The organism is Pseudomonas sp. PvP028 (assembly GCF_017832255.1).
Lineage (GTDB): Bacteria > Pseudomonadota > Gammaproteobacteria > Pseudomonadales > Pseudomonadaceae > Aquipseudomonas > Aquipseudomonas syringae.
In genome coordinates this window covers 4267674-4288090 of sequence record NZ_JAFIBL010000001.1, presented here as the reverse complement: position 1 = coordinate 4288090, position 20417 = coordinate 4267674, and the positions used below count along the sequence as shown (strand labels likewise).

General features: G+C 61.4%; 2 protein-coding genes (both cut by a window edge). Both read left to right on the top strand.

Features of this window, described 5'->3' with window-relative positions; all coding sequences use genetic code 11:
* A protein-coding gene (gene sypA / locus JOE34_RS18635; RefSeq protein ID WP_209996421.1) for a syringopeptin non-ribosomal peptide synthetase SypA crosses the window boundary here: on the top strand, positions 1-18387 show its 3' portion. The gene continues 7314 nt to the left of window position 1, outside the view; only the last 18387 of its 25701 coding nucleotides appear in the window; its start codon lies off the left edge, out of view; it ends in the stop codon at positions 18385-18387.
* On the top strand, positions 18384-20417 hold the 5' end (the start) of the coding sequence (gene sypB / locus JOE34_RS18630; RefSeq protein ID WP_209996419.1) for a syringopeptin non-ribosomal peptide synthetase SypB. The gene runs 14439 nt beyond the window's last position; 2034 of the gene's 16473 nt are visible here — the first part of the coding sequence; its start codon is at positions 18384-18386; its stop codon lies off the right edge, out of view. The genes sypA and sypB overlap by 4 nt, the downstream gene beginning before the upstream one ends.

Sequence of the window (20417 nt, the reverse complement as noted above, 5' to 3'; positions counted from 1 at the left end):
CACCACCTGGCCTGGGCACGAGTGCTGAGCGCCGCTAGTGGACGTGAAGACGTGGTCTTCGGCACCGTGTTGCTGGGACGCATGCAAGGCGGCCTGGGCGCCGACCGCGCGCTGGGGATGTTCATCAATACCTTGCCGCTGCGGGTCGATGTCGGTAGCGGCGGCGTACGTCAGGCCGTGCGTCTGACCCATAACCGCTTGACTGCATTACTCGGCCACGAACATGCACCATTGGTGCTGGCTCAACGTTGCAGTGCGGTTTCCGCAACGTCGCCGCTGTTCAGCGCGTTGCTCAACTACCGCCATAGCCCGGCGCGCGAAGCCAGCGGTGGCGAGCGGTGGGCGGATGCTCAGGTGCTCGGCGTCCGCGAACGGACCAACTACCCGTTGAGTCTGTCGGTGGACGATCAAGGCGAAGGCTTCCTGTTGAGCGTGCAGGTTGCAGCCGGTTTCGATGGCCAGCGGGTCTGCGATTACATGCAGACCGCCTTGAGTCATCTGATCGAGGCCCTTGAATCCGCACCGGATTCAGCCGTGTGCGACCTGCCGGTTGTGCCGGAAACCGAGCGCCAGCAGCTGCTGGTGGCGTTCAACGACACCGCGCGGGATTACCCGCAGCAACAGACGGTGCATGGCCTGTTCGAAGCTCAGGTGCGGGCGTACCCCGAAGCTTGCGCGGCAATCCACGATGGTGTTGCCGTGAGCTACGCCGAACTCAACACCCGGGCCAATCGCCTGGCGCGGCATCTGCTGGGGCTCGGTGTGCAGCCGGGTGACAGCGTGGCGATCCTGCTGGAACGCAGCCACGATTTGCTCGCCAGTCAGCTGGCAGTGCTCAAATGCGCGGCGGTGTACGTGCCGCTGGACGTCAACGCGCCTGTAGAGCGACAGGCGTTCATGGTCGAGGACAGCCAGGCGCGTGTCCTGCTGACTCGTAGCCACGTATCGCTGACGAGTGGTGCACAGCGTATCGATCTCGACGATTTGACCCTGGACGACCTGAAAGACACTGATCTGGCATTGCCGCAGTCCAGCGAAAGTGTCGCCTACATTATGTACACCTCTGGTTCGATGGGTGTTCCGAAAGGTGTACTGGTGCCGCACCGGGCCATCAGCAGGCTGGTGATCAACAACGGTTATGCCGACTTCAATGCTCAGGATCGCGTAGCGTTTGCCTCCAACCCGGCGTTTGACGCCAGCACCCTGGATGTCTGGGCGCCGCTGCTCAATGGAGGATGTGTGGTGGTGATCGGGCAGCACGACTTGCTCTCGCCGCTGAATTTCCAGCGCCTGCTGCTGGAACAAGCCGTAACCGTGCTGTGGATGACCGCCGGATTGTTCCATCAATACGCCTCGGGTCTGGGCGAGGCCTTTTCGCGCCTGCGCTACCTGATTGTCGGCGGTGATGTGCTGGACCCTGCCGTTATTGGCCGGGTACTGGCGAACAATGCGCCGCAACATCTGCTCAACGGTTATGGCCCGACCGAGGCGACGACCTTCTCCGCCACCTACGAGATTGTGTCAGTCGGCAATGGCTCGATCCCTATCGGCAAACCGGTGGGCAACACTTGCCTGTATGTGCTCGACAGCCAAGGCCAGCCAGTGCCTTTGGGCGTGCCCGGCGAGCTGTATATTGGTGGACAGGGTGTCGCCAGGGGGTATTTGAACCGTGATGAACTGACTCTTGAGAAGTTCGTCGCCGACCCGTTTGACAGCGCCCCACAGGCTCGCCTGTACCGCACTGGCGACCTGGTTCGCTGGCGCGCAGATGGCAATCTGGAATACCTGGGTCGTAATGACGATCAGGTGAAAATCCGTGGTTTCCGCGTTGAACTGGGTGAAATCGAAGCACGCCTGGCCGAGCACTCGGATATTCGTGAAGCCGTGGTGCTGTGCCGTCAGGATGAGCCTGGCGACAAGCGTCTGGTCGCTTATGTCACGGCGCAGCAGCCTGAAACTGCACCGGACATCGAACACCTGCGTAACCATCTGCAAGGGTTGTTACCGGACTATATGGTACCGGCAGCCTACGTGCAGCTCGATGCGCTGCCGCTGACCGCCAACGGCAAGCTCGACCGCAAGGCCCTGCCAGCGCCGGACGCACAGTCGCTGATCAGCCATGGTTACGAAGCACCGCAAGGCGAGTTCGAAACCCTGCTGGCCTCAATCTGGGCAGACGTACTCAAGGTCGAACAGGTCGGTCGCCATGATCACTTCTTCGAATTGGGTGGCCACTCGCTGCTGGCAGTGACGCTGATCGAGCGGATGCGTCAGGTCGGCCTGAGTGCCGACGTTCGCGTGCTGTTCAGCCAGCCGACCGTGGCGGCGCTGGCAGCTGCGGTCGGTGGTGGCACGGAGGTCGTGGTGCCGGCCAATCTGATTCCCGAACATTGTGAATACATCACCCCTGAACTGTTGCCGCTGATCAGCCTGAGCCAAATGCAGATCGATCAGATAGCTGCCAGCGTGTCGGGCGGCATGGCGAATGTGCAGGATATCTATCCATTGGCGCCTCTGCAGGCAGGGATTCTCTACCACCACATCAGTACAGAAGGGGGCGACCCCTACACCTTGAAAGCGCTGTTCGAGATATCTGACCGGACACGACTGGACGCTTTCAGCGGCGCCTTGCAAGGCGTGATCAACCGGCACGATATCCTGCGCACCGCCGTGCTGTGGGAGGGTCTCGCCGAGCCGGTGCAAGTGGTGCTGCGCAGAGCCGAACTGCAAGTCACGGAGTTGCTCCTCGACCCGGCAGACGGCCCGGTTGATGAGCAATTGCACGAGCGCTTCGATCCCCGGCATTACCGTCTCGATGTGCGTCACGCGCCCCTGATGCGCATTGTCTTCAGCCATGATCCGCTCAACGGCCGCTGGCTGGCGATGTTGCTGTTTCATCACATGGCCATCGACCATGTGGCACTGGAAGTGTTGAAGCATGAAATACAGAGCGGGTTGCTCGGCGAGGCCGATGCCTTGGCAGCGTCGGTGCCGTACCGCAACTACGTGGCCCAGGCACGCCTGGGTGTCAGCCAGGCCGGTCACGAAACATTCTTCCGCAAGATGCTTGGCGACATCGAAGAACCGACCCTGCCGTTCGGCCTGCAGGATGTGCAGGGCGACGGTCGTGATATCGAAGGAGCCAGCCTGACGCTGGACGCCCGGCTGGATCAGCGCCTGCGGGCTCAGGCAAGGCAGCAGGGTGTAAGTGCCGCCAGCCTGGTGCATCTGGCCTGGGGCCAAGTGTTGGGCAATGTATCGAGCAAGTGTGACGTGGTGTTCGGCACGGTATTGATGGGCCGTATGCAGAGCGGTGAGGGCGCTGACCGCGCCATGGGCATGTTCATTAACACGTTGCCACTGCGCGTGGATGTCGGTGCGATAACAGTGGTCGAGGGATTAAAAACGACTCACGAACGACTGACTGCCTTGCTCGGCCACGAGCATGCACCGCTGGTGCTCGCCCAGCGGTGCAGTGGTGTGGCCGCGCCACTGCCATTGTTTAGCGCTCTGCTCAACTACCGTCACAGTGCGCCTGGCAGCGTTTCAGAACGGACCGCCCAGGCTTGGGAAGGTATTTATGCCCTGAACAGCGAAGAACGCACCAACTATCCATTGACGTTGAACGTCGATGACCTGGGTAAGGGGTTCAGCCTCACGGCGTTGGTCACTTCGTCAATCGGCGCCAAACGCGTCTGCAATTACATGCAGATGGCGCTGGAAACCCTGGTAACGGCGCTGGAGCAGACACCACAAGCCTCCTTACAAGAGTTGTCGATCCTGCCTGCCGAGGAGCGCGAGCAGTTGCTGGTGGGGTTCAATAACACCGCGCTGGATTATCCGCACCAACAGACCATTCACGGGATGTTCGAAGCGCAGGTCGAGCGCACGCCGGATGCTGTAGCAGTGGTTCACGGTGAACAGCGCCTTAGCTATCGCCAACTCAACGAGCAAGCCAACCGCCTGGCCCATGCCCTTCGTAAAAAGGGAGTGCAACCGGATTCGCGAGTCGGGATCTGTGTCGAACGAGGCGTGGAAATGGTCGTCGGGTTGCTGGCGATTCTCAAGGCGGGCGGCGGTTATGTGCCGCTCGACCCGGCTTATCCAGCGGAACGTATTGCTTATATGTTGCAGGACAGCGCTCCGGCAGCCATGCTGGCTCACACCGCTACTCAGGGCTTGCTGGCCGATATTTCGATGCCCGTCATCAATTTTGATCTGAGCGATTGGCAGGACGAATCCGTCCAGAATCCGCAGGTGGCGGGGCTGACTTCGGCGCACCTGGCCTACCTGATCTACACCTCGGGCTCCACCGGTCTGCCGAAAGGCGTGATGATCGAGCACCGCAACACCGTTAACTTCCTGACCTGGGCGCACAAAGCCTTCGACGCTTCTGTGCTGGAAAAAACACTGTTTTCCACCTCGCTGAACTTCGACCTCGCCGTCTACGAGTGCCTTGCGCCACTCACCTCGGGCGGCAGGATCGAGGTGGTTAAAAATATTCTGGAACTGCAACACGGCGAACATGATATCGGCCTGATCAACACCGTGCCGTCGGCGCTCAAGGCCTTGCTGGATGTAGAAGGACTGCCGACGTCGGTCCACACCGTGAATGTGGCCGGGGAGGCCCTCAAGCGCAGTCTGGTGGAAAACCTGTTCGAAAAAACCGGCGTGCAGCGCCTGTGCAACCTTTATGGCCCGTCGGAAACCACCACGTACTCAAGCTGGGTAGCGATGGATCGCGAAGACGGTTTCGCTCCTCATATCGGCAAACCGGTTGGCAATACGCAGTTTTACCTGCTGGACGAACGGCAACAGCCCGTCCCCCTGGGCGTTGCGGGCGAGATCTACATCGGCGGCGCCGGTGTAGCGCGGGGCTACCTGAACCGTGACGAACTGACCGCCGAACGCTTCCTGCAGGATCCGTTCAGCCAGCGACCAGCGGCACGCATGTACCGTACCGGCGATCTTGGCCGGTATCTGCCAGACGGCAACATCGAATACCTGGGCCGTAACGATGACCAGGTGAAACTTCGCGGTTTCCGCATTGAGCTGAGCGAAATCGAGGCCGTTCTGGCCACACACCCTGCGGTACACGAAGTAGCGCTGCTGGTGCGACAGGACGCAGGAGAGAAACGCCTGGTGGCCTATTTCACTGTGCATGAGGCTCAGCGAACACTGGAAATAGAGACACTGCGCAGCCATCTGCAAACCCGCCTGCCGGACTATATGGTGCCCGCAGCCTATGTGCGCCTCGATGCACTACCGCTGACAACCAACGGCAAACTTGACCGTAAAGCGCTGCCCGAACCGGATGCGCAGGCATTGATCAGCCGTGGCTACGAAGCGCCGCAAGGTGAAGTGGAAAACCTGCTGGCGACGATCTGGGCCGAAGTGCTCCAGGTTGAGCAAGTCGGTCGACATGACCATTTCTTTGAGTTGGGCGGGCATTCGCTGCTGGCCGTCAGCCTGATCGAACGTATGCGCCAGGCCGGCTTGAGCGCAGACGTTCGCGTACTGTTCAGCCAGCCGACCCTCGCCGCGCTGGCTGCGGCCGTGGGCGGCGGCGCAAGTGAAGTAACAGTCCCCGAAAATGCTATCCCCGACGACTGCATGCGCATCACGCCGGAGATGCTGCCGCTGGCCGATCTCGATCAGGCCGCCATTGACCTCGTTGTCGCCAGCGTGCCAGGCGGCGCGGCGAATGTGCAGGATATCTACCCGCTGGCGCCGCTGCAGGAAGGCATTCTCTATCACCATCTGGCCGCCGAGGTCGGCGACCCCTATGTGTTACAGACGCAGTTCGCCTTTGCTGACCGCGAGCGTCTGAACGCCTTTGTCGATGCCTTGCAAAGTGTGATCGACCGTCACGACATCCTGCGCACTGCGGTGCTTTGGCAAGGTCTGGCAACACCGATGCAGGTGGTCTGTCGTCAGGCTCTGCTGTTTCTGGAGCAGGTCGAACTCGATCCGGCCGATGGCCAGGTCATGGATCAGTTGCAACAGCGCTTGGACCCTCGTCACTCAAGGCTGGACATGAGCCAGGCACCGCTGTTGCAACTGTCCTTCGCCGAAGACCAGCCCAACCAGCGTTGGGTGGCGATATTGCTGTTCCATCACATGGTTCTCGACCACAAATCGATGGACGTTGTGCTTAATGACATGCAAGCCCGGCTACTCGGCAAAGCGGACCAGCTCGACGCTGCGATACCGTATCGCAACTATGTGACCCAAGCCCGTCTGGGCATGAGCCGCGAAGCTCATGAAGCGTTTTTCCGCGAGCTGCTGGGGGACATTGACGAGCCGACGCTGCCGTTCGGCCTGCTGGATGTGCAGGGTGATGGCCACGACATTGAAGACAGCAACCTGATTCTGGACCGTCGGCTCACTCTGCGCCTGCGCGCTCAGGCACGGCAATTGGGGGTAAGCGTCGCGAGTCTGGTGCACCTGGCGTGGGCTCAGGTATTGGGCAAGGTGTCGAGCAAGCGCACGGTGGTATTCGGCACCGTGTTGATGGGCCGTATGCAAAGTGGCGAAGGCGCCGAACGGGCGTTGGGCATGTTCATCAATACCTTGCCGTTACGCGTCGATATGGCGGGGCAGAGCGCTCGCGGCGGAGTGCGGGCGACTCATGCCCGCCTGACCGCGTTGCTTGGCCACGAACACGCGCCGTTGGTGCTGGCGCAGCGTTGCAGCGGTGTGGCAGCGCCCTTACCCCTGTTCAGCGCGCTGATCAACTACCGCCACAGCGGCGTGACCGAACCCTCCGATGAGTCGATCGAGGCCTGGCGCGGTATCGACATGCTCAGCAGCGGGGAAAGGACCAACTATCCGTTGACCTTGAACGTCGATGACCGGGGTGACAGCTTAAGAATGTCGGTGCTGGTGACCGGCAAGGTTGGCGCCGGACGTGTCTGCGGCTATATGCAGACCGCACTGAAAAATCTGCTTATCGCGCTGGAACAATCACCAGACACTGCCCTCGATAGCCTGCCGATCCTGCCGGCCGACGAGCGTGAGCAGTTGCTGCTGGGGTTCAACGACACGGCGCTGGACTATCCGCAACAGCAGACCATCCATGGCCTGTTTGAAGCGCAAGCCGAGCGCACACCGGACGCGCTGGCAGTGATTCACGGCGAACAGCGCTTGACCTATCGCGAGCTGAACGAGCAGGCCAACCGTCTTGCCCATGCCTTGCGCAAGCAGGGTGTGCAGCCGGATTCCAGAGTCGGTATCTGTGTAGAACGCAGCGCAGAAATGGTCGTCGGTTTGCTGGCGATTCTCAAAGCGGGCGGCGGCTATGTGCCGCTCGATCCGGCTTACCCGGCAGAACGTATTGCCTACATGCTGCAGGACAGCGCTCCGGCAGCCGTTCTGGCTCAAACCGCTACTCAGGGCCTGCTGGCCGACGTTTCGGTGCCTGTGATCAATCTTGATCTGAGCGATTGGCAGGACCAATCCGTCCAGAATCCGCAGGTGCCTGGGCTGACCTCAGCGCATCTGGCGTACCTGATCTACACCTCGGGTTCGACCGGCTTGCCGAAAGGCGTGATGATCGAACACCGTAACACCGTGAACTTCCTGAGCTGGGCACACACGGCTTTTGACGGGTCGGCACTGGAAAAAACGCTGTTCTCCACCTCGCTGAACTTCGACCTCGCCGTCTACGAGTGCTTTGCGCCACTGACCTCGGGCGGCAGTATCGAAGTCGTCAAAAACGTGCTGGAACTGCAACACGGCGAGCACGATATCGGCCTGATCAACACCGTACCGTCGGCGCTTAAAGCACTGCTGGACGTTGACGGGCTGCCGGCAACGGTTCACACGGTGAACGTGGCCGGTGAAGCGCTCAAGCGCAGTCTGGTAGAAAACCTGTTCGAAAAAACAGGCGTGCAGCGCCTGTGCAACCTCTACGGTCCTTCGGAAACCACCACCTACTCAAGCTGGGTGGCCATGGACCGCGAAGACGGCTTCGCTCCGCACATTGGTAAACCGGTCGGTAACACCCAGTTTTACCTGCTGGATGAGCAACAGCAGCCTGTTCCACTGGGTGTTGCGGGTGAGATCTACATCGGCGGAGCCGGTGTGGCGCGGGGTTATTTGAACCGTGACGACCTCACTGCCGAACGCTTCCTCAAGGACCCGTTCAGCCAAAACCCAGCGGCACGCATGTACCGCACTGGCGACTTGGGTCGCTATCTGCCAGACGGCAATATCGAATACCTGGGCCGTAACGATGATCAGGTGAAGATCCGTGGCTTCCGTATCGAACTGGACGAGATCGATGCGCGTCTGGCTAAACACCCGGCCGTCCATGAAGCGGTGGTGACGGCTCGCGAAGACATTCCCGGCGACAAGCGTCTGGTGGCCTATTACACCTTGGCGGCCGGGCACACCGTAGTGGACATCGACAGCCTGCGCAGTCATTTGCAGCAACGGTTGCCGGAGTACATGGTTCCAGCCATTTACGTGATGCTGGATAAGCTGCCGCTGACCCCCAACGGCAAGCTGGATCGCAAAGCACTGCCAGCACCCGACAGTGACTCGCTGATCAGCCGTGGCTACGAAGCGCCGCAGGGCGAAACAGAAACGCAGATCGCGGTTATCTGGCAAGAATTGCTGGGCGTCGAGCAGGTCGGTCGTCACGACAACTTCTTCGAACTGGGCGGTCACTCGCTGCTGGCAGTCAGTTTCATAGGTCATATGCGCCAGTCAGGCCTGAGCGTCGACGTGCGTGCGCTGTTCGGCCAGCCCACGCTGGCCGCACTGGCCGCAGCAATCGGTGGTAGCACTGAGATAGTGGTGCCGGCCAATCTCATTAATGACGATTGCCAGCAAATTACGCCTGAGCTGCTGCCGTTGATCAACCTGACGCAGGTGCAGATCGATCAAGTCCTAGCCACCGTGCCGGGCGGCGTGGCCAATGTGCAGGACATCTACCCGCTGGCGCCGTTGCAGGAAGGTATTCTCTATCACCACCTGTCAGCCGAAACCGGCGACCCCTATGTGTTGCAGACTCAGTTCGTCTTTGACGACCGCGAACGCATGGACGCCTTTGTTCACGCCCTGCAAACAGTTATCGACCGCCACGATATCCTGCGCACCAGCGTGGTGTGGCAAGGTCTCGACTCCCCGGTCCAGGTGGTCTGGCGTCAAGCCCGGTTGCACCTTGAAGCGCTTGAACTGGATCCGGCAAACGGTGGTATCGCGGAGCAATTGCACAGCCGTTTCGACCCGCGTCACTACCGTCTGGACATCGGTCAGGCTCCCTTGATGCGCGTAGCCTATGCCGCAGATCCGCTCAACCAGCGGATTTGCGCGATGTTGCTGTTCCATCACATGGCCCTGGACCACGCCGCGCTGGAAGTGGTGAAGCACGAAATACAGAGCTGTCTGCTTGACGAGGCCGAAGCCTTGGCAGCGTCGGTGCCCGTGCCATACCGCAACTATGTGGCCCAGGCACGCCTGGGTGTCAGCCAGGCAGATCACGAAACGTTCTTCCGCGACATGCTGGGCGATATCGACGAGCCGACGCTGCCGTTCGGCCTGGGGAATGTGCAGGGCGACGGTCGTGATATTGAAGAAGCCAGCCTGGTGCTGGACGCCCAACTGAATCTGCGCCTGCGAGCTCAGGCCCGGCAACAGGGTGTGAGTGCCGCCAGCCTGGTGCATCTGGCCTGGGCCCAGGTGCTGGGCAATTTGTCGGACAAGCGCGACGTAGTGTTCGGCACAGTGTTGATGGGCCGGATGCAGAGCAGTGAGGGCGCCGACCGTGCCTTGGGCATGTTCATCAATACGTTGCCCCTGCGCGTGGACGTCGGTGCGATAACAGTGTTCGAGGGTTTAAAAGCGACTCACGAGCGACTGACGGCATTACTCGGTCACGAGCATGCGCCGCTGGTGCTCGCCCAGCGTTGCAGTGGCGTGGCCGCGCCGCTGCCATTGTTCAATGCGCTACTCAACTACCGCCACAGTGCGGTTGGCAACGTCTCCGAGCGGGACACCCAGGCCTGGCAGGGTATCCATGCCCTGAGCAGTGAAGAGCGAACCAACTATCCGTTGATTGTGAACGTCGATGACCTGGGTACGGGTTTCAGGCTGAATGTGCAGGCTGTGACCGGTATTGATGCGCGGCGCATCTGCGCCTACATGCAGACCACCTTGAGCCACTTGGTCAAAGCCCTTGAATTCGCGGCGGATTCGGTGGTGTGCGATCTGCCGGTAGTGCCGGAAGCCGAACGGCAGCAACTGCTGGTGGCGTTCAACGACACCACGCGGGATTACCCACAGCAGCAGACCGTGCAGAGTCTGTTCGAAGCCCAGGTACGGGCGTGCCCCAAAGCTTGCGCTGCAATCCACGATGGCGTGGCCATGAGCTATGCCGAACTCAACACCCGGGCCAATCGCCTGGCGCGGCATCTGCTGGGGCTCGGTGTGCAGCCGGGTGACAGCGTAGCGATCCTGCTGGAACGCAGCCTCGACCTGCTCGCCAGCCAGCTGACGGTGCTCAAGTGCTCGGCGGTGTACGTGCCGCTGGACATCAATGCACCGGTCGAACGTCAGACGTTCATGATCGAAGACAGTCAGGCGCGTGTTCTGCTGACCCATAGCCAGATGTCGCTGACGACCGCTGCGCAGCGTGTTGACCTCGACAATCTGACGCTGGACGGCCTGAAAGACACTGATCTGGCATTGCCGCAGTCCAGCGAAAGTGTCGCGTACATCATGTACACCTCCGGCTCGACGGGCACCCCGAAAGGTGTGCTGGTGCCGCATCGCGCCATCAGCCGTCTGGTGATCAACAACGGTTACGCCGATTTCAATGCTCAGGATCGCGTAGCGTTTGCCTCCAACCCGGCGTTTGATGCCAGTACGCTGGATGTCTGGGCACCGTTGCTCAATGGCGGTTGCGTGGTGGTGATCGGGCAGAATGACTTGCTGTCCCCGCGCGATTTCCAGCGCCTGTTGCTGGAGCAATCGGTAACCGTGCTGTGGATGACCGCAGGGCTGTTCCATCAATACGCTTCGGGGCTGGGCGAAGCGTTTTCACGTCTGCGCTACCTGATCGTCGGCGGCGATGTGCTGGACCCTGCCGTTATAAACAGAGTGCTGGCGAACAATCCTCCACACCATCTGCTCAATGGCTATGGCCCGACCGAGGCGACGACCTTTTCCGCGACCTACGAGATTACGTCGGTCGGCGATGGCTCGATCCCTATCGGCAAACCGGTGGGTAATAGCCGCCTGTATGTGCTCGATGGCCAAGGCCAACCGGTGCCGTTGGGCGTGCCCGGCGAGCTGTATATCGGCGGGCAGGGCGTTGCCAAGGGCTATTTGAATCGTGCCGAATTGAGCGCCACGCAGTTTGTCGTCGACCCGTTCAGCCCTTCTGAACATGCACTGATGTACCGCACCGGCGATCTGGTGCGCTGGCGTGCCGACGGCAACCTGGAATACCTGGGTCGCAATGACGATCAAGTGAAAATCCGCGGTTTCCGTGTTGAACTGGGTGAGATCGAAGTGCGCCTGGCCGAACACGCCGATGTAAGCGAGACCGTGGTGCTATGCCGTCAGGATGTGCCTGGTGACAAGCGTCTGGTGGCCTATGTCACGGCGCGACAGCCTGAAACCGTGCTCGACATTGAGTCTCTGCGCAGCCACCTGCAAGGCACATTGCCGGAGTACATGGTGCCCGCGGCCTACGTGCAGCTCGATGCGCTGCCGCTGACCGCCAATGGCAAGCTCGACCGCAAGGCCCTGCCAGTGCCGGATGCGCAATCGCTGATCAGTCGTGGTTACGAAGCACCGCAAGGCGAAGTCGAAGTGGCGCTGGCCGAGATCTGGGCCGAGGTGCTGCAGGTCGAGCTGATTGGCCGTAACGAAAACTTCTTTGATCTCGGCGGGCACTCCCTGCTGGCCATGCGCATGGTGTCTCAAGTGCGCCAGCAACTGGGCGTGGAATTGCCGCTGGGCGGGCTGTTCGCCCGCGGTGAACTGGCAGCGGTGGCCGCAGCGCTGGGTGGCGTGGCGCGCAGTGAGCTGACAGCGATCCTGCCGGTGAAGCGTGATCAGCCAATGCCATTGTCCTTCGCCCAGCAACGGTTGTGGTTCCTGGCACAGATGGACGGCGGTAACCAAGCCTATAACATCCCGATGGCGCTGAGCCTTGAGGGTACTCTCGACGTCACCGCCCTGACACGAGCCTTGGCACGCATCGTCGAGCGCCACGAAACCTTGCGCAGCCGATTCGTGAGCCACGAAGGCAGTGCACAAGTACTGTTCGCGCACTCCTGCGCAGACGTCAGGCTGGCTGTCGAAGACATTCGTCATGTGCCCCATCGCCTGCAAGAGTGTATTCGGGTCGAGGCGGTCACACCGTTCGATCTGGCTGAAGGCCCACTGATTCGCGCTCATCTGCTGCACGTGGCAGACGACCGTCATGTGCTGCTGCTGACTGTGCACCATATCGTCGCCGATGGCTGGTCGATGGGTGTGCTGAGCCAGGAGCTGCTGGCGCTGTACCCGGCGTTCTGTCAGGGACAGCCCGACCCACTGCCGCCGCTGGCGATCCAGTACACCGATTACGCAGTATGGCAACGTCGCTGGCTATCGGGCGAGCGTCTGCAGTACCAGGCGGCCTACTGGCGTCAGGCACTGGAGGGCGCGCCGACGCTGCTCACGTTGCCAACTGACCGGCCGCGTCCGGCGCAGCAGGACTTCGCCGGAGCCAGCCTTGCGGTGCAACTGAACGCACGTCTGACGGCAGATCTGCGTCAACTGGCGCAACGCCAGGGCGTTACGTTGTACATGGCGCTGATGACCGCCTGGGCGACGACACTTACACGTCTTTCCGGTCAGGGCGAAGTGGTGATTGGCAGCCCGGTGGCAGGGCGAGGCCGTAGCGAACTGGAAGACCTGGTCGGCCTGTTCGTCAACACCCTGGCGGTACGCATCGACACCTCGGGCAATCCGAGCGGCGAAGCGCTGCTGGCTCAGGTCAAGACGCGCGTACTGGAAGCACAGGAGCATCAGGACCTGCCGTTCGAGCAGGTCGTTGAAGTGGTTCGTCCGACGCGCAGCCTGGCCCATCCCCCGTTGTTCCAGAACACGCTGAACTGGATGCCCGGCAAACACGCCGCTGCGTCGCTGGGCGACCTGCGAGTGGTGCCGATCGAGCAGGTCAATCAGGTGTCCAAGTTCGACCTTTCGCTGAACCTGAGCGAGCAGGGTGAAACGCTGGTCGGTACGCTGGACTACGCCACGGCGCTGTTCGACGAGGCGACCGCGCAACGGTATCTCGGCTATTTCGTGCAAGTCCTCGAAACCCTGGCGAATGATGAGCAGACGCACCTTGATCGCATCACGCTGGTCGGCAAAGAGGAACGCCGTTACCTGCTGGAAACGCTCAACACGACGGCGCCGGCGCAGGTTAATGACGAGCAGACCGTGCACGCCATGATCGAAGCCCGGGCGGTCAGCGCGCCCGAAGGTGTGGCGGCTCAGGTAGGCGAACAGTGCCTGCACTACGGCGAGTTGAACCATCGCGCCAACGCACTGGCCCATCACATGATCAGCCTCGGCGTCGGTGTTGATGATCGTGTGGCGGTCATGGCCCGTCGTGGTCTGGACACATTGGTGGCCATGCTCGCCGTGCTCAAGGCCGGCGCCGGCTACGTCCCGGTTGATCCGTCGCACCCTGACGAACGCATTGCCTATCTGCTGGCCGACAGCGCACCCAAAGTGCTGCTGACCCAGCAGGCCCTGATGAGCCGTGTGCCCGAAACGGCTGCACCGGTCATCGCCTTCGACCGGCCTCAATGGCCGCAACGCCTGGACAACCCGCAGGTGGCCGGGCTCAACGCCACGCATCTGGCGTACGTGATCTATACCTCCGGTTCCACAGGCCAGCCAAAAGGCGTGATGGTCGAGCACCGCACCCTCGGCAACCTGATCGACTGGCATTGCCGAACCTTCGATCTGCAGGCTGGCAGCCATACCGCCAGTGTCGCTGGCTTCGGCTTTGACGCCATGGCCTGGGAAGTCTGGCCGGCGCTGTGTGCCGGGGCGACCCTGCACCTGCCGCCTGCGGAGGTGAGCAATGAACACATCGATGCGCTGCTTGATTGGTGGATCGCTCAACCGCTGCAGGTGGCCTTCCTGCCAACACCGGTCGCCGAGTACGCCTTCAGCCGCAATTTGTCTCACCCCACCTTGCGCACGCTGTTGATCGGTGGCGACCGCCTGCGCCAGTTCCAGCGCGATCCGGGTTTTGCCGTCATCAACAACTACGGCCCGACCGAGGCCACGGTGGTTGCCACATCGGGGCGCTTGCTACCCGACGGCAGCCTCGACATCGGCACACCGATTGCCAACACCCGCGTGTACCTGCTCGACGAGCATCAACAACTGGTGCCGCTGGGCGTGGCGGGCGAGTTGTACGTGGCTGGGGAAGGCGTGGCGCGGGGTTACCTGAATCGGCCGGAAATGACCGCCGAGCGCTTCCTGCGTGACCCGTTCCACGCCAACTCACGGATGTACCGCACCGGCGACCTGGCACGCTGGAATGCCGATGGCACTCTCGACTACCTGGGGCGTAACGATGATCAGGTGAAAATCCGCGGCTTACGCGTTGAACTGGGCGAGATCGAAGCTCAGCTCAGCCAATTGCCGGGTATCGAAGAAGCGCTGGTGCTGGCCCGTGAGGACGAGCCGGGCCAGCCAAGGCTGGCGGCGTATTTCATCGAACGCGCCGGTTCGCTGTCGATGCCGGTGTCCGAACTGCGCGCTGCCTTGCTGGCAGTGCTGCCGGGCTACATGGTGCCCAGCGCCTTCATACGTCTGGACGCCTGGCCGCTGACCGCCAATGGCAAGGTCGACCGCCAGGCCTTGCCATTGCCGGATCGCGAAGCGCTTCCTGATCGCGAATACGAAGCACCTCAAGGGGTGGTGGAAACGGCTGTGGCCGAGATCTGGAGTTCACTGCTGCACGTCGAGCGGGTGGGGCGTCATGACCACTTCTTTGAACTCGGCGGTCACTCGCTGCTGGCTGTCAATCTGATCGCACAGATGCGGCGCCAGGGGCTCGATGCCGATATTCGCACCCTGTTCACACAGCCGACGCTGGCCGCACTGGCTGCGGCGGTGGGTGGCGGAAATGAAATAACAGTCCCGGAAAATGCTATCCCGGACAATTGCACGCGCATCACGCCGGAGATGCTGCCGCTGGCCGATCTCGATCAGGCCGCCATCGACCTTATTGTCGCCAGCGTGCCCGGCGGCGTGGCGAATGTGCAGGACATCTACCCGTTGGCGCCGTTGCAGGAGGGGATTCTCTATCACCATCTGGCGGCAGACGCAGGCGACCCGTACGTCCTGCAATCGGTGTTTGAGATTGCTGACCGTGCGCGCTTGAACGCCTTTGTCGGCGCCTTGCAAAGTGTGGTTGATCGCCACGACATCCTGCGCACTGCGGTGCAGTGGCAGGGCCTGGAAACACCGGTGCAGGTGGTCTGTCGTCAGGCCCGTCTGCCTGTGGAGCAGGTCGAACTCGACCCGCTTGAAGGGCCGATCATGGCGCAGCTGCAACAGCGCTTCGACCCTCGCCATTCGCGATTGGACATGAGCCAGGCACCGCTGCTACGGCTGGTTTTCGCCGAAGATCAGCCCAACCAGCGGTGGGCGGCGATTCTGCTGTTCCATCACATGGTTCTCGACCATACGGCGCTGGAGGTTGTGCTCCACGACATGCAGGCACACCTGCTGGGCCAGGCGGACCAACTCGAGGTCGCCATTCCGTATCGCAACTATGTGGCCCAGGCTCGCCTCGGTGTGAGCCGCGAAGACCATGAAGCGTTCTTCCGCGAACAGCTCGGTGATATCGACGAACCAACGCTGCCATTCGGCCTGCTGGATGTGCAGGGCGATGGCCGCGACATTGAAGAAAGCAGTCTGACACTGGACCGTCAATTGAACCTGCGCCTGCGCGCCCAGGCCCGGCAGCTGGGGGTAAGCGCCGCGAGTCTGGTCCATCTGGCTTGGGCTCAGGTATTGAGCCAGGTATCGGGCAGGCAATCTGTGGTATTCGGCACCGTGCTGATAGGCCGCATGCAGAGTGGTGAAGGCGCAGAAAGGGCGTTGGGCATGTTCATCAATACGTTGCCGCTGCGCGTCGATCTGGCCGGGCAGGGTGCGCAGGCCGGGGTCCGGGCGACCCATGCTCAACTCACCGCGCTGCTCGGCCATGAACACGCGCCGTTGGTGCTGGCGCAGCGTTGCAGCGGCGTGGCGGCACCGCTGCCACTATTCAGCGCGCTGCTCAACTACCGCCACAGCAGCGTGGGCGAACCCTCTGCTGAGTCGATCGAGGCCTGGCGCGGCATCGACGTACAGAGTGGCGAGGAACGCACCAACTACCCGCTGACCTTGAACGTCGATGATCAAGGCGACGGTTTCAGGTTGTCAGTGCTGGTGACCGGCAAGGTTGGCGCCGGGCGAGTCTGCGGCTATATGCAGACCGCGTTGGACAATCTGCTGGTTGCGCTGGAGCAGTCGCCAGATACTGCCCTCGAGAGCCTGCCGATTCTGCCGGCTGCCGAGCGCGAGCAGTTGCTGGTGGGGTTCAACGACACGGCGCTGGATTGCCCGCACGAACAGACCATTCATGGGCTGTTCGAAGCACAGGTCGAGCGCACACCTGAAGCGCCGGCAGTCGTCCATGGCGAACAGCGCCTGACGTACCGCGAGCTTAACGAGCAGGCCAACCGCTTGGCGCATACCTTGCGCAAGCAGGGTGTGCAGCCGGATTCCAGAGTCGGGATCTGTGTAGAGCGCAGCGCGGAAATGGTCGTCGGTTTGCTGGCGATCCTCAAGGCGGGCGGTGGTTACGTGCCACTGGACCCGGCTTATCCAGCAGAGCGTATTGCTTACATGCTGCAGGACAGCACGCCTGCTGCCGTGTTGGCACAGTCGGCGACAGAAGCGTTACTGACCGACGTTTCGGTACCGGTGATCAATCTTGATCAGAACAACTGGCAAGAAGAATCGGTGCGGAATCCACAGGTGGCGGGGCTGACCTCGGCCCATTTGGCTTACCTGATCTACACCTCGGGCTCTACCGGCTTGCCGAAAGGCGTGATGATCGAACACCGCAACACTGTGAACTTCCTGAGCTGGGCTCACACGGCTTTCGACGGCGCTGCACTGGAAAAAACACTGTTCTCCACCTCGCTGAACTTCGACCTCGCGGTCTACGAGTGCTTCGCGCCGCTCACCTCAGGGGGGCGAATCGAGGTGGTCAGCAACGTTCTGCAACTGCAACACGGCGAACACGATATCGGCCTGATCAACACCGTTCCGTCGGCGCTGAAGGCGCTGCTGGAAATCAACGCGTTGCCAGAGTCGGTGCATACCGTCAACGTCGCCGGTGAAGCGCTCAAACGCAGTCTGGTGGAAAACCTGTTCGAGAAGACCAGCGTCCAGCGTCTGTGCAACCTCTACGGCCCGTCGGAAACCACCACTTACTCAAGCTGGGTGGCAATGGATCGCGAACGCGGCTTCGCTGCGCACATCGGCAAGCCTGTCGGCAATACACAGTTTTACTTGCTGGACCAACAGCAACAACCCGTGCCACTGGGTGTAGCGGGTGAAATCTACATTGGCGGCGCGGGCGTGGCCCGTGGCTACCTGAACCGTGACGACCTGACTGCCGAACGCTTCCTCGCGGATCCGTTCAGCCCGCAGCCAGCGGCACGCATGTACCGCACCGGCGATCTCGGTCGCTACCTGCCAGACGGCAATATCGAATACCTGGGCCGCAACGACGATCAGGTGAAGATTCGTGGCTTCCGTATCGAACTGGGCGAGATCGACGCATGCCTGGCCAGGCATCCAGCAGTCCAGGATGCGGTGGTCACTGCACGCGAAGACGTCCCCGGCGACAAACGCCTGGTGGCGTATTACACGGTCCAATCCGCGCAAACTGCGCCGGACATCGACAGCTTGCGCGGCTGGCTGCTGGGGCAGTTGCCGGCCTACATGGTCCCGGTGGCTTACGTGCGTCTCGACGCATTGCCTCTCACGCCCAACGGCAAACTCGACCGCAAGGCGCTACCCGCGCCGGGCGAGGGGGCATTGATCAGCCGTGGCTATGAAGCCCCGCAAGGTGAGCGAGAAATACTGATCGCCGGTATCTGGCAAGACTTGCTGGGTGTCACGCAGGTTGGACGGCATGACCACTTTTTCGAGCTGGGCGGCCACTCTCTGCTCGCTGTCAGCCTGATGGAACGCATGCGACAGGAAGGCCTGGAGGCTGAAGTCAAGTCGCTGTTCAAGCACCCGACACTCTCGGAATACGCAGCTACAACGGAAAGAATGGAGATTGTTCTGTGAGCATGATTGAACTGTTGGCATTACTGGAAGAGAAAGACGTGCAGCTTGCCGTCAAGGGCGACCAACTGCTAGTCAGCGGCAAGCGACAGTCCCTCATGGAACCCTCTGTGGTGGCAATGTTGCGCGAGAACAAAGCGGCATTGATCGAACTGATCAATGCCGGCGAGTATTACAGCGGCAAGGCCGATGAAGTGGACGTTCCTGCCCAGGCGATTGTGCCGGGCTGCGAGCGCATTACCCCGGACATGTTGCCGTTGATCGAACTCGACCAGGCAGCCATCGAAACAATCGTTGCCCGCGTCCCTGGCGGCGTGCCCAATGTGCAGGATATTTACCCGCTGGCGTCGTTGCAGGAAGGCATTCTTTATCACCATATCGCCGCTGAACAGGGTGATCCTTACGTACTGCAGGCACAGTTTACGGTTGCCAGCCGGGAACGTTTCGACGAGTTCACCGCGGCCTTGCAGCAGGTCATCAACCGCCACGACATCCTGCGCACCAGCGTGGTGTGGGAAGGCCAAGACGAGCCAGTGCAAGTGGTGTGGCGCAAGGCTGATCTGGTGCTCAGCGAAATCACCATTGACCCTGCCGCAGGCCCTGCCAGCGAGCAATTGCAACAACGCTTCAACCCACGGCATTACCGCCTCGATATCAGCCAGGCACCCTTGCTGCGGCTGGCCTTCACCCACGACGAGGTCAACCAGTGCTGGGTGGCGATGCTGCTGTTTCACCACATCGCCATCGACCATGCGGCGCTGGACCAGGTCCATCATGAAATCCATGCGTATCTGTACGGTAAGGCCCACACACTGGGCGAACCGGTGCCGTATCGCAACTACGTGGCCCAGGCCCGGCTCGGCGTCACGAACAAGCAGCACGAAGGGTTTTTCCGCGAGATGCTCGGCGACGTCGATGAACCCACGTTGCCGTTCGGCCTGCAGGATGTGCGCGGCGACGGCCATGGCATCGAAGAGGCGCATCAGCCTCTGCCTGCCGAACTGAGCCAGCGCTTGCGTGCTCAGGCGCGACTGCAAGGGGTGAGCGCGGCGAGCCTGCATCACCTTGCCTGGGCACGGGTGCTCGGATGCCTGTGCGGGCGTAACGATGTCGTGTTCGGCACGGTGCTGCTGGGGCGCATGCGCGGTGGCGAGGGGGTTGGCCGGGCCTTGGGGATGTTTATCAATACCTTGCCGCTACGGGTGGACGTGGGTGAGCAGGATGTACGCGCCGGGGTCAAGGCGACCCATGCACGTTTGACAGCGTTGCTCGGCCACGAACACGCCTCGCTGGCGTTGGCCCAGCGTTGCAGCGGTGTATCGGCACCGACGCCACTGTTCAGCGCATTGCTCAACTACCGCCACAGTTCAGCCGGAGCGACGACCGATCAGGAAGTGACCGATCAGGCCGATCAACTCTGGGAAGGGATCGAGGTGAGGGGCGGTGAAGAACGCACCAACTACCCGTTGATTTTATCCCTCGACGATCTTGGCGAAGGATTCAGCCTAAATGTTCAGGCTGTTGCCGGTATTGGTGCCCAGCGGGTTTGCGGGTATATGCAGACGGCGCTGGAAAGCCTGGTGCATGCACTGGAGCAGACGCCGCAGGCGCCGTTGAACAGCTTGCCGATCCTGCCGGCCGACGAGCTTGAGCAGTTGCTGGTGGATTTCAATGACACCTCGCTGGATTATCCGCAGCAGCAGACTATCCATGGCCTGTTTGAAGCGCAGGTCGAGCGCACACCGGACGCTGTGGCAGTTGTGTACGGCGAGCAGTGTCTGAGCTATCGCCAACTGAATGAACAGGCCAACCGCCTGGCGCATGTCTTGCGTAAGCAGGGCGTTCAGCCTGATTCGCGGGTCGGTATCTGCGTTGAACGCGGCGCCGAGATGGTCGTCGGTCTGCTGGCGATTCTCAAAGCGGGCGGCGGCTATGTGCCGCTCGATCCGGCTTACCCGGCAGAACGTATTGCCTACATGCTGCAGGACAGCGCTCCGGCGGCAGTTTTGGTTCAAACAACTACTCAGGGCTTG